Genomic DNA, 12,349 nt, shown 5'->3' on the forward strand with positions numbered 1-12,349 from the left:
GCCCTTAGTTTAGGTGCTGAAATGCCGCGCTGAGCGGTTTTTTAATCGGGTAAGCCAGATCGCCGTGTTTGCTGGTACCAAAGCCCAGCGCCAGTAATGACTCGACCATTTTCACCGCCGCACTGACGCCATCAATCACCGGCAGGCCCAGCTCTTTAGTCAGATCCTGCGCCAGCGACGCCATGCCGCCGCAGCCCAGCACAATCGCCCCGCTGCCATCTTCACGTTTCGCCTGCAGGCAGCGCTCGCGCACTTTCTCCTGCGCGACGCCGCTGCCGTCTTCAAGCGCCAGCACCGGCAGATCAATAGCGTGCAGCGCGGCACAGTGATGGCTGAATCCGTACTGCTGCAGCAGATGGCGGGCGATCACCAGCGTGCGCGGCAGCGTGGTGACAATCGAAAAGCGCGTCGCCACCAGCGTCGCGGTGTGCATCGCCGCTTCGGCAATGCCAATCACCGGTCCGCTCGCCAGTTCGCGCGCCGCCAGCAGTCCCGGATCGCCAAAGCAGGCGATGATATGGCCGCTGACGCCCTGCTCTTTGCCGCGTTTTACCTGTTCCAGCACGCCCACCGCGGCAATCGCTTCATCAAAGTGTCCTTCAATAGAGGGCACGCCCTCGCTCGGGCACACCGCCACAATCTCCGTGCCAGGTGCGGCCACGGCGCGTGCCGCTGCACCGATGGTCGCCGTCATGGCGGCGCTGGTATTCGGGTTGATCACCTGGATCAGGCTCATGATGCCGCTCCTTTATGACCGGCAAATAACCGGGTGAAATCAGGCAGGGTTTCGCCGCTGCGTTCAAAGTGCAGGCTGGCGACGATATGTTCGAAGTGATGCTGCAGCGCCGTAGTTAACGCCGGCAGATCGTTTTGCCGCAGCAGATCCACCAGCCGATCGTGATGATCGCAACGACAGCCACGCTGCCACGGTGCACCGTAAGCGGCGATCACCAGTGAGGAGCGCTGCGTCAGGCGCGTCACCATGTCAGTCAGCACCTGGTTGCCGGAAATCGCCTGCAGCTGGATATGAAAAGCCGCAGACAGACGGATGGCGGCGGCTCCGTCGTGCTGCTGGTGCGCCTGCTGCTCGTCGGCAATTAAGCCACTGAGCGCGGCGAGATGCGGCGGCTGCAGATGCGCCAGCACCGCCGGCAGGTTGGCGCACTCCAGCAAGCTGCGCGTGGCGAAGATGTCGCGCGCTTCCTCCACGCCCGGCGTCGCCACCTGTGCACCACGTCTGGGCGACAGGGTGATCATTTGCACCGCCGCGAGGCGCTGCAGCACCTTACGAATGCCGGTGCGGCTGACGCCAAACACCTCCGACAGCGCCTCTTCCGGCAATTTGCTGCCCGGCGGCAGCTGGTGCTCCACGATGGCGTTCAGCAACGCCTGATAGATAGGTTCGTCTCTGTCATTCAGATCGGCAGCCGTTTTCAGGCCTGTTTCACTCTTCATTACCCGCTCCGGCAAGTGACTGTATGCAGACATCGTATACGTGAAATTCATTTTTTGTATACAAGAAATCAATTTTGGCCTGGATCCTGCAATACCGTTTCACGCTGTCATTATTTTTCCATGAAGTTAAGAGGAGCAGGTTTCATGCCAAATCATTCTGAAGTGACCTCTGCGGTGGCCTCTGAAGCCAACGCCCATTACAGCCCGCGTCTGTGTAACGACGACCTGGCGCCGACCCGCAACCAGAGCTGGTCGTGGTACAACATTTTTTCGTTCTGGATGTCGGACGTGCACAGCATGGGGGGTTATGTAGTGGCGGCCAGCTTCTTCACCCTCGGTCTGGCCAGCTGGCAGGTGCTGCTGTGTCTGCTGGTGGGAATTTGCATCGTGCAGCTGTGCGCTAACCTGGTGGCAAAGCCGAGCCAGATGGCCGGCGTGCCTTATGCGGTGATTTCGCGTCAGGCATTTGGCGTGTTCGGGGCCAACATCCCGGCGGTGATTCGCGGGCTGATCGCCTTCGCCTGGTACGGCATTCAGACCTATCTGGCGGCGAATGCGCTGATGCTGGTGCTGCTGAAGTTCTACCCGTCGTTAAGCAGCATGACGCAGAGCAGCTGGCTCGGCCTGTCGCAGCTTGGCTGGTGCTGCTTCGGCGTCATGTGGTTGCTGCAGGCGATGGTGTTCTGGCACGGCATGAGCGCGATCAAACGCTTTATTGATATCGCCGGTCCGGCGGTCTACGTGGTGATGGTGGCGCTGGCGGGCTGGATTGTATACAAAACCGGTTTTGACGGTATCTCCTTCACTCTCGCCAGTAAATCACTGAGCGCGGGCGAGCAAACCTGGCAGATGATTACCGCGACCGCGCTGGTGGTCTCTTATTTCTCCGGTCCGCTGCTCAACTTTGGTGACTTCTCGCGCTACGGCAAAAGCATGGGTGAGATTCGCCGCGGCAACCGCTGGGGCCTGCCGTTTAACTTCCTGCTGTTTTCGATTGTGACCGTGGTCATTGTCTCAGGTACTCAGTCGCTGTTTGGCAAAATGATCATCGATCCGATTGAAACCGTGAGCATGGTAGGCAACGATGTGGCGGTCGCTATCGGGCTGCTGACCATGATTACTGCCACCATCGGCATCAATATCGTGGCGAACTTCGTTTCACCAGCGTTTGATTTCTCTAACTGCTCACCGCAGAAGATCAGCTTCCGCGCCGGTGGCATGATTGCCGCCGTGGGTTCAGTGCTGTTGACGCCGTGGAATCTGTTCCAGTCGCCGGAGCTGATTCACTACACGCTGGATGTGCTGGGATCGTTTATCGGGCCGCTGTTTGGCATTCTGATCGCCGATTTCTACCTGATCAAACGCAGCAAGGTATACGTTGATGACCTGTTCAACGATACGCCAAAAGGCCGCTACTGGTACCGCGGCGGTTTCAATCCGAAAGCGATTGCTGCACTGCTGCCTTCCGTCGGCATTTGTCTGGTGATTAGCTTTATTCCGTCCCTGCACGCGGTGGCGAACTTCAGCTGGTTCATCGGCGTGGCGCTGGGCGCTGGCTGCTACCGCTGGCTGGCGCGTGCTGAACGTGAGGTGCCGCAAGCCACCTATCGTGCGGAAGTGGCGGTACAGAAGGATTAATGCGCTGGCGGTCGCCATGAATGGCGACCGTACACCAGATGGGTATGATTTAGAAAAGCAAAAAGCCGATGCATTGCTGCATCGGCTTCTTTAAAGAGATTGGCGGAACGGACGGGGCTCGAACCCGCGACCCCCTGCGTGACAGGCAGGTATTCTAACCAACTGAACTACCGCTCCGCGCTTTGTTCCCCGTCGGGAACGAGGCGCATATTAATGGCAGCCTCATCCCTCGTCAACGCTTTTTGCAGGGGAATCTCTCGTTTGCCGGTTTTTTCAGCTTAACGACGCTTTTCCACGCAAAATCAGCGGTTTCAGGCGCGCCACAGGCAGTTGCCGCCCTTCTTTTGCACCAGATCGAGCCGGCTCTCATGCGCCATTATCTCTTCATCGCTGGCGCTAACCACGCGCAGGCCGGCGCCCGGACGAACGATGCGCTGTATATGCTCACCTGCCAACTCATTGCTCTGCTCGCCTTCCATCGAAAACGCCAGCGAGGTCTGGCCGCCGGTCATGGTGAGGAACACTTCGGCCAGAATCTCGGCATCAAGCAAAGCGCCGTGCAGCGTACGTTTGCTGTTGTCGATCTCGAAACGGTTACACAGCGCATCCAGGCTGTTGCGCTTGCCCGGGAACATTTTACGCGCCATCGCCAGGCTATCGGTGATCTGACAGAAGGTTTCTGTCTTGCCGATGTCGCGCTGCAGCATGGAAAATTCGTAATCCATAAAGCCGATGTCGAACGAAGCGTTATGGATCACCAGCTCCGCGCCGCGAATATAATCGAGGAATTCGTCGGCGATTTGCGCAAAGGTCGGTTTATCGGCGAGGAATTCATCGGCAATACCGTGTACGCCGAACGCTTCCGGATCCACCAGCCGATCGGGCTTGAGATACATATGGAAGTTGTTGCCGGTCAGGCGACGGTTGATCACCTCAACCGCACCGATTTCAATGATGCGATGTCCTTCGTAATGCACCCCGATCATGTTCATGCCGGTGGTTTCGGTATCGAGGACGATCTGGCGGTTATTTGCAGTGCTCATAGGACTCGTTTTATGTCAGACTTGGCGTTTTGTCAGAAGGAAGTCTACCAGAGATGCGCAAACAGGTAGAAATATTCACCGATGGATCCTGCCTGGGCAATCCCGGTCCCGGCGGCTACGGCGCCATTCTTCGCTACCGCCAGCACGAGAAATTATTCAGCGCCGGCTATCGCCTTACTACCAATAATCGCATGGAGCTGATGGCGGCCATTGTGGCACTGGAAGCGCTGACCCAGCCGTGTGACGTGGTGCTCAGCACCGACAGCCAGTACGTGCGCCAGGGGATCACCAGCTGGATTCACAACTGGAAAAAGCGCGGCTGGAAAACCGCAGAAAAGAAGCCGGTGAAGAACGTTGATCTGTGGCAGCGACTCGACGCGGCGCTCAGCACTCATCAGATTCAGTGGGAGTGGGTAAAAGGCCATGCCGGTCATCCGGAGAACGAACGCTGTGATGAACTGGCACGCAGCGCTGCCGGCAATCCTTCCCTCGACGATATTGGCTATCAGGTTGAGTCCTGATCGCTGGCTTCACGAAACTGCCGCGTGGCATTGACCGCTGGCCGTAACTGGGTTTTGCCGGGCATCATCTTCACTTTGCCCGGCGTCAGCGGGAAGGTGCGCTTACGCGCAACCACGATATTCAGACAGCCCAGCGCCGGCAGGTGCGTGCTGATCATCTTGCCGCCCTGGCGGTGCCACGGCACCACCTGAAAGCGCGTACGATACACCACTTCATAATTGAGTAAGCTCAGCCAGTCGAGCAGGCGCACCTGGCTGAACATCCGTCCGCTCCACGGTGCGCGGCGCTGTAATCCGGGCAGGCCTTTACTGATGCCCAGCAGGCTAAACGGATTGAAGCCGCTGATAATCATCCAGCCGTCATCAATCAGTACACGATCCACTTCGCGCAGTACGCGGTGCGGATCCTGGCTCCAGGCCAGCGTGTGCGCCAGCAGACAGGCATCTATCGATTTGGCTTCAAACGGCAACTGCGTTGCGCTGGCGATGACGTGCAGCCCATCGCCCTCATCGCCCACATTAACCTGATGCGATATGGCACACTGTCGGGTATTGATTTCTGCGCTGAGGCTGCCAATTTTAAGCATATGAAAGCCGTACAGCTTGCCGAGATACGGTTGCAGTTGCTGGGTTAACGCGTCGCGGAAATAGTCGCCCCAGGGCATATCCTGCCAGGAGCGCGGCGCAGTCAGGATTTGGCGTGTTTTCGCTGGCTTCATGCTCTACCATTTTCCTTTTTCTACGACCTGAGAGGTGTTTATGAATCTTACCAGTATTCCCGCGTTGCAGGATAACTACATCTGGACACTGAGCGATGAACAGGGGCACTGTCTGATCGTCGATCCGGGTGAAGCCCGACCGGTGCTGGAAAAAATTCACGCCAATCACTGGCAGCCGCAGGCCATTCTGCTGACCCATCATCATCGCGATCACGTGGGCGGCGTTAGCGAACTGCTGGAGCACTATCCACAACTTGAGGTTTATGGTCCGCAGGAGACCGCCGATAAAGGCGCGCGAACTATTCTCAGTGACGGTGATGAATTTACGCTGCTCGGGCTAAATTTCCGCGTCATCGCAACGCCTGGACACACTTTAGGACATATCTCATATTTCAGCTCACCTTATCTTTTCTGTGGCGATACGATGTTTTCGGGTGGCTGCGGACGACTGTTCGAAGGCACTGCGCAGCAAATGTTTGAGTCGTTTCAGGCGCTTAATCAACTTCCTGCCGATACGCTTATCTGCTGTGCGCATGAATACACTTTATCCAATATGAAGTTTGCTGCGGCTATTCTGCCTCAGGACCCGAAAATTTTGGCAAGGTATCAGCAAATTAAGGACTTACGCGCAGAAAATCGCATTACTTTGCCAACAAAACTGGCGCTGGAGCGTGAAATAAATTTATTCCTGCGTACGCAAGATCCTGATTTGCAAAAGGCTTTAGGCATTAATGTGTCGTCGGCTCCGTTATGGCTGACTTTTGCCGATCTACGCGAGAAGAAAGACCGTTTTTGATATTTCTGGTTGTGTTGTGCCGGTCGCTAACGTATAGTTGCTCGTCTTTTAAGCGAACTATTGACACACACATGAAGGCTAAAGCGATATTACTCGCCTCGGTCTTGCTGGTTGGATGTCAGGCATCAAGGAATGACGCCAGTATCCCGGTACAGCATGCACAGAGTCTGTCTTCAGCTGGTCAAGGTGAAAATGGAAAGTACGGAGATCGCTTGTTGTCGCCGCGCTGGCAAGATGATGGAACCAGCCTCGCAGAAGACACTGATCTCTGGAATCACATTAGTGACGAGTTGAAGATGGGGATTCCGGAAAACCCGCGAATCCGCGAACAAAAAACAAAGTACTTAAAAAATAAGAGCTATCTCCACGATGTAACATTACGGGCAGAGCCGTACATGTACTGGATTGTCGAGCAGATACAGAAACGTAAAATGCCGATGGAACTGGTACTGCTACCCATAGTGGAGAGCGCTTTTGACCCACACGCAACCTCTTCTGCGAATGCCGCTGGCATCTGGCAGATCGTTGCGCAAACGGGCAAAAACTATGGTTTGAAACAGAACCAATGGTATGACGGACGCCGCGATGTGGTGGCCTCAACCAAAGTTGCGCTGGATATGATGCAACGTCTGAACGGCATGTTTGACGGTGACTGGTTACTGACCATCGCCGCCTATAACAGCGGTGAAGGGCGTGTGCTGAAGGCGATGAAACAGAACAAGGCGCGCGGTAAGCCGACCGACTTCTGGCATTTATCGCTGCCACGCGAGACTACGGTTTACGTACCTAAAATGCTGGCCCTGAGTGATATTCTCAAGAACAGCAAGCGTTACGGTATTAAGCTGCCAACCGCCAATGAGAGCCGTGCACTGGCTCGCGTTGAAGTGGGACAGCAGATTGAACTGACGCAGGCCGCAGATATGGCCGGTATGTCGCTCAGCAAGCTGAAGACATTCAATGCCGGGTATAAAAACGGCACCACCGCGCCAAACGGACCGCACTATATTATGGTGCCAAAGTCCAACGTGGCTCAGCTGCGCAATTCGCTGGCTTCCGGTGATATTGCTGCGGTACAGCCCGGCGAGCTGGCGAAAGTCAGCGCTGCAGGCAATAGCTATAAGGTCCGCAAAGGCGACACCTTATCGGGCATTGCCAGTAAGCTTGGTGTGAGCGTTAGTGCACTGAAGCAGCAGAATAACCTGCGCAGCGCGTCAGTACGCATCGGTCAGACACTGACCGTTGGCAGCAAAGCTGGTGCGTCGCAGCTGGCGGATAACGGCAACAGCATCACCTACCGTGTACGTAAGGGTGATTCTTTTGCCAGTATCGCCAAACGTCACGGTGTTAACACCAAAGACGTGATGCGCTGGAACAGTGACGCTAAAGACATTCAGCCCGGCGACAAGCTGACGCTGTTTGTGAAGAATAGCGCAACACCTGATACCTGATGCACCGAAAAGGCTGACTTTTGTCAGCCTTTTTCATTATTTACCTTTTCCCGTTGCCGCAGTCAGACAACTCCCGCGTAAACCTCGTTATTTTCGCCGCTGCGCCATGCCTTTAGCAGTCTGAAGTGGCTTATTGAGCAGGGTGCGGCATCAGCGCTGTGAATCATTCGCCTTTGGCGCGCCGCGCCTGGCTTAACGTTTAGCCGCGCCGGGACTGAATTCAACCAGCAGAGGATTATGGTCAGAGGCACGCGTCACCAGCACCGACGCCTCGCTGACTTTCATGTCGCGGTAAAAGACAAAGTCCAGCGGGCGGCCAAAGGCCTTGCGCCGATGATCATCAGTAAAGTTTACTTCGCGCAGCGCCATCTCACGGGCAAAGCGGTAGAGCGCGTTCATACGCTGGCGGCTCCAGGCATTGAAGTCGCCGGCCATGATCACCGGCCCGCGATGATGCTGGATTTGCTCGCCAATCGGCCCCAGCTGTTTGCTGTACACATCAACGCCGAGGCTGAAATTGACCGCATGAATGTTCACCACCATCAGCATTTCGCCGGTGGGAAGCGGATAGGCAGTGACCAGAGCAGATTTAGACAGCCTCAGTAGCGGCTCACGTTCACGCAGCGGACAGCAGTAGACCGGATGGGCAGAAGCCAGCGTCATGACGCCAGAGGGGTGTTGTGGCAGCACAAAGGCCGGTACCTGATCGGCCGCAAGATAATTGCTGGTGGCGAACTGCACCAGTTCCGGGGTGGTCTGCGCCTCCTGCAGCAGCACCAGATGGGCATCTTTACCGAAGCCCTGCAGTACTGACATCCAGTCTGCCCGCTGCTGTTTGAAGATATTCCACACCAGCACGCGCAGGGTTGGGTCGGCTGGCAGCGGTGCACCGGGCGGTAACGCCTGCCCAAGATGCAGCATCGCCCCTGGCGGAAAAATCCGCTCAGCAGGCTGACCTGCTACATACCGCATTGCATAAGTTTTTTTTCGCACTGTCCCGCCTGGCTGATTTACGACTACAACTTCACCTGACTGTTATAGGGATTTTAGCGCGGGGTTTCAATTGCTGTTATTGATTGTCGGAATTCGCCTCACAGCCAGCAACGGCAACAGCCCGCCATGCGGCAGGCTGTTGTGTGGCTTATTCAATGATGGCTGCCGCGCGTGGCTTATCCAGCTGGCCGCTGAGGCGGACCAGCAGCAGAGCCGCAAACACGATGACGGCACCCACCCATGGCGTCTGCGCCAGACCGTAATGTTCCACGATGTGACCGCCGACGGTTGAACCCAGTGCGATGCCAATATTAAAGGCCGCGATATTCAGCCCGGACGCGACATCAACTGCGCCTGGCGCATAGTGTTCGGCCTTTTGCACCACGTAAACCTGCAGGCCCGGTACGTTAGCAAAGGCAAAGACGCCCATCACCAGCACCGTGAGCAGCGCGGGGTAATGCATGCTGGCGGTGAACTGAAATACCACTAACAGAATGGCCAGCGCGATAAAAATCAGCGTCAGCGCCGGTACCGCCCCGCGGCGATCGGCGAGCCTGCCGCCCCAGATATTCCCGATCGCCACCGCAATACCGTACCCCAGCAGCACGCCGCTGACAGCGGTCGGTGAGAAACCGGCCAGTGACTGCATCATCGGTGCCAGGAAGGTAAAGGTGGTAAAGATGCCACCGTAGCCCAGCGCGGTAATCGCGTAAATCAGCAGCAGACGCGGATTGATCATCACCGCGGCCTGCTGTGCCAGGGAGGTGGCAGGCGGCTGTGCGATGTTACGCGGTACCAGTATCATGCTGCTGACCAGCGCAATCACGCCCAGCAGAGAGACCGCCAGAAAACTTTCACGCCAGCCAAAGTGCTGGCCAATCAGTGTGCCAAGCGGTACGCCGGTGACCAGCGCCACAGTTAAGCCGCCAAACATGATGGCTATCGCACTGGCGGCCTTCTCTTTGCTTACCAGGCTGGTCGCAATGGTTGAGCCGACGGAGAAGAAAACACCGTGCGCCAGACCGGTCAGCAGACGCGCCATTACCAGCGTTTCATAGTTGGGTGCCAGCCAGGCCACCAGATTACCGACGGTAAACAGCGCCATCAGCCCCATCAGCAACTGCTTGCGCGGCAGCTTGCCGGTTAAAGCGGTCAGCACTGGCGCGCCGACGGCCACGCCAAGCGCGTAGATGGATACCAGCATCCCGGCAGAAGGTAACGTAATGCTGAGCTGTTCAGCGATGGTCGGAATCAGCCCGACGATAACAAACTCGGTGGTTCCGATAGCGAAGGCGCTGATGGTCAGCGCCCAGAGTGCAAGTGGCATGGTTGACTCCCAATAATGTTTTGATGGGCGCCATTATCGACTCGTGCTTTAATAACAAAAAGAAGCAAAGTAACAATAAACTTTTGCCTGAGGAGGCATAATGAAGGCATCTTCAGAGGAGTTAAAAGTCTTTATCGCTGTGGTGGAAAGCGGCAGTTTTAGCCGTGCAGCGGAGCAGTTACAGATGGCCAATTCAGCGGTGAGCCGCACGGTGAAGAAGCTGGAGAACAAGCTTGGCGTGTCGCTGCTGACGCGTACCACCCGTCAGCTGGCGCTGACTTATGAAGGCGAACTCTATTTCCGGCGCGTGCAGAAGCTGATCCTTGAGATGGCGACAGCAGAGAATGAGCTGATTGAGCGCCAGCAGGCGCCACAGGGCGTGCTGCGCATCGACGCGGCAACACCGGTGATCCTTAACCTGCTGATGCCGATGATTAAACCCTTTCGCGAACGCTATCCGGCGGTCACGCTATCGCTAATCTCTTCCGAAAGCTTTATCAACCTGATTGATCGTAAAGTGGATGTCGCTATTCGTGCCGGGGATTTAACCGACTCCACGCTGCGTGCCCGGCTGCTGTTCACCAGCTATCGTAAAATGGTCGCTACGCCAGCTTATCTGGCGAAATATGGTACGCCGGCGTCGGTGGAGGCGCTGGCACAGCATCAGTGCCTCGGTTTTGTCGAGACGCCTCGTCTTAATCGCTGGCCCGTGTCGGCCAATGGCAGCGATCTGTATGAAATTGACGCGGCAATGTCATCAAACAGCGGAGAGACAATCAAGCAGCTGTGCCTGAACGATCAGGGTATCGCCTGCCTGTCGGACTTTATGGTGAATGCGGAAATTGCGGCGGGCACTTTTGTTGAGGTGCTGGCGCACCAGTCGGTACCGGTTGAGATGCCTTTTAATGCGGTGTATTACAGCGATTTAGGGGTGAGCCAGCGCGTGCGGGCCTTTATTGATTTTCTCAGCGAGTGGGTCAGAGATCAGCCCTGGCGTGTGCAGGGCTGATGCACGGAGAATTAATCCCAGTCTGGTGCCAGGCCTTCCGGGCTGACCAGACGCTGCTGACGATCCAGCGCGGCGATTTGCGCCATGTCGTCTGCATCCAGTGTCAGATCCTGCGCCGCCATATTGCTGGCCAGGTTCTCACGTTTGGTTGAGGAGGGGATCACGGCATAACCCAGTGCCAGTGCCCACGCCAGGACGACCTGCGCGGGTGTGGCCTGATGTTTCTGCGCAATCTGCTTTATCACCTGTTCTTTTAACGCTTCGCCATATGCCAGCGTCATGTATGAAGTGATGTGAATGCCCTGCTGTTTCGCGAACTCCACGACCTGGCGATTTTGCAGGAACGGGTGCAGCTCAATCTGGTTGGTCGCAATGTTCTCTGCGCCCACAGCGGCAATGGCCTCTTTCATCAGGGCAATCGGGAAGTTAGAGATACCAATCTGACGCGTCAGTCCCGCCTCTTTCGCCGCCATCAATGCCTGCATGCTCTCTTTGACCGATACCGCTGCACCCGGCGATGGCCAGTGAATTAGCGTCAAATCGACATAGTCGGTACGCAGTTTCGCCAGGCTCTGCTGTAGGCTGGGGATCAGTTTGTCGGCGGCGAGATTCTCAATCCAGATTTTAGTGGTGATAAACAGCTCATCACGTGCCACGCCGCTTTCGGCAATAGCCTGACCTACGGCAGCTTCGTTTTCATAAATTTGAGCGGTATCGATGGTGCGATAACCGAGTTCCAGTGCGGTTTTCACTGAATGAATAACGACATCGTCCTGCAGACGAAATGTTCCTAAACCAAAAGCGGGGATTGTCATGTTTTCCTCATCATTGCGTTGAATGTTGCGATGAGGCGTATTTTGGCAGGATTATTGTTGCTGAAAAATCCGCTTATGAGCAGAGGAATTTTGCGTTTTACTCAACAATGTCGGGTTTTTAGCGGACATGAAAAAGCCCTGACTTCACAGTCAGGGCTTCTCAATTTAAGTGGCGGAACGGACGGGGCTCGAACCCGCGACCCCCTGCGTGACAGGCAGGTATTCTAACCAACTGAACTACCGCTCCACCGATTCTGTACTGATATCAGACCGTCGCTGATTTCAGGTGTTTCGCCCTTTCCGCGTCACCGGGAAGGTCACGACCCGATTAGGGGTCTTAAATTGATGCCTGGCAGTTCCCTACTCTCGCATGGGGAGGCCCCACACTACCATCGGCGCTACGGCGTTTCACTTCTGAGTTCGGCATGGGGTCAGGTGGGACCACCGCGCTGTTGCCGCCAGGCAAATTCTGTTTTCGTCCGCGTCTTTCGCGCTCTGACTGCGTTGCCCCGCTCGCGCCGCTCAGTCACATACTCGTGTATGCTCCTTCACGTCGTCTCGCGTGCCGCCTTGTCACAGCACAAA

The 12,349-nt window shown here is 56.2% G+C and carries 11 protein-coding genes, 2 tRNA genes, 1 rRNA gene and 1 pseudogene; 5 read left to right on the forward strand and 10 right to left on the reverse strand.

Annotated features, from left to right (window positions below):
• Positions 1-4: 4 nt before the first annotated feature.
• Together hpxA and AC6I79_RS15100 are read right to left on the reverse strand one after the other, a co-directional pair.
• A complete protein-coding gene (gene hpxA, locus AC6I79_RS15095; RefSeq protein ID WP_021507303.1) occupies positions 5-736 on the reverse strand; it encodes an allantoin racemase in 732 nt (243 codons plus the stop codon).
• Positions 733-1,455: a GntR family transcriptional regulator gene (locus AC6I79_RS15100; protein ID WP_058769324.1), complete on the reverse strand. Its 723-nt coding sequence runs from the start codon at positions 1,453-1,455 to the stop codon at positions 733-735. The genes hpxA and AC6I79_RS15100 overlap by 4 nt, the downstream gene beginning before the upstream one ends.
• A 144-nt stretch (positions 1,456-1,599) precedes the next feature.
• Between AC6I79_RS15100 and AC6I79_RS15105 the strand changes: the two genes are divergently transcribed.
• Positions 1,600-3,093, forward strand: coding sequence for an NCS1 family nucleobase:cation symporter-1 (locus tag AC6I79_RS15105; protein WP_459745897.1), 1,494 nt, complete (start codon positions 1,600-1,602; stop codon positions 3,091-3,093).
• A gap of 100 nt (positions 3,094-3,193) precedes the next feature.
• Here AC6I79_RS15105 and AC6I79_RS15110 read toward each other — a convergent pair.
• Positions 3,194-3,270 (reverse strand) — tRNA-Asp (locus AC6I79_RS15110).
• Between the two features lie 134 nt (positions 3,271-3,404).
• Positions 3,405-4,136, reverse strand: a complete 732-nt coding sequence (dnaQ, locus tag AC6I79_RS15115) for a DNA polymerase III subunit epsilon (RefSeq protein ID WP_498027361.1) — start codon at positions 4,134-4,136, stop codon at positions 3,405-3,407.
• Between dnaQ and rnhA the strand changes: the two are divergent.
• Positions 4,090-4,657: pseudogene (rnhA, locus tag AC6I79_RS15120) on the forward strand (ribonuclease HI). The gene dnaQ and the pseudogene rnhA overlap by 47 nt on opposite strands.
• Here the strand turns inward: rnhA and AC6I79_RS15125 are convergent.
• Positions 4,642-5,376: a class I SAM-dependent methyltransferase gene (locus tag AC6I79_RS15125; RefSeq protein WP_021507307.1), complete on the reverse strand. Its 735-nt coding sequence runs from the start codon at positions 5,374-5,376 to the stop codon at positions 4,642-4,644. The pseudogene rnhA and the gene AC6I79_RS15125 overlap by 16 nt on opposite strands.
• Positions 5,377-5,416: 40 nt before the next feature.
• On the opposite strand from AC6I79_RS15125, the gene gloB reads away from it, so the two are divergent.
• Together gloB and mltD are read left to right on the forward strand one after the other, a co-directional pair.
• A complete protein-coding gene (gene gloB / locus AC6I79_RS15130; RefSeq protein WP_211726394.1) occupies positions 5,417-6,172 on the forward strand; it encodes a hydroxyacylglutathione hydrolase in 756 nt (251 codons plus the stop codon).
• Between the two features lie 71 nt (positions 6,173-6,243).
• Positions 6,244-7,620, forward strand: a complete 1,377-nt coding sequence (mltD, locus tag AC6I79_RS15135; protein ID WP_031279674.1) for a murein transglycosylase D — start codon at positions 6,244-6,246, stop codon at positions 7,618-7,620.
• Positions 7,621-7,812: 192 nt separating this feature from the next.
• On the opposite strand, the gene AC6I79_RS15140 is transcribed toward mltD, so the two are convergent.
• Positions 7,813-8,613: an endonuclease/exonuclease/phosphatase family protein gene (locus AC6I79_RS15140; RefSeq protein WP_031279675.1), complete on the reverse strand. Its 801-nt coding sequence runs from the start codon at positions 8,611-8,613 to the stop codon at positions 7,813-7,815.
• Positions 8,614-8,761: 148 nt separating this feature from the next.
• Positions 8,762-9,940, reverse strand: coding sequence for an MFS transporter (locus AC6I79_RS15145; protein ID WP_058758033.1), 1,179 nt, complete (start codon positions 9,938-9,940; stop codon positions 8,762-8,764).
• A 100-nt stretch (positions 9,941-10,040) separates the two neighbouring features.
• On the opposite strand from AC6I79_RS15145, the gene yafC reads away from it, so the two are divergent.
• A complete protein-coding gene (yafC, locus tag AC6I79_RS15150; RefSeq protein WP_021507312.1) occupies positions 10,041-10,949 on the forward strand; it encodes a DNA-binding transcriptional regulator YafC in 909 nt (302 codons plus the stop codon).
• An 11-nt stretch (positions 10,950-10,960) separates the two neighbouring features.
• Here the strand turns inward: yafC and dkgB are convergent, their stop codons facing one another.
• The 3 genes from dkgB to rrf all read right to left on the reverse strand — a co-directional run bounded on the left by dkgB (position 10,961) and on the right by rrf (position 12,227).
• On the reverse strand, positions 10,961-11,764 hold the full coding sequence (gene dkgB / locus AC6I79_RS15155; protein ID WP_088516998.1) for a 2,5-didehydrogluconate reductase DkgB: 804 nt from the start codon (positions 11,762-11,764) through the stop codon (positions 10,961-10,963).
• 170 nt (positions 11,765-11,934) lie between these two features.
• A tRNA-Asp gene (locus AC6I79_RS15160) sits at positions 11,935-12,011 on the reverse strand.
• Between the two features lie 100 nt (positions 12,012-12,111).
• Positions 12,112-12,227: ribosomal RNA gene (gene rrf, locus AC6I79_RS15165) — 5S ribosomal RNA — on the reverse strand.
• Positions 12,228-12,349 lie beyond the last annotated feature (122 nt).

It is taken from the genome of gamma proteobacterium symbiont of Scutellera amethystina (assembly GCF_059730845.1).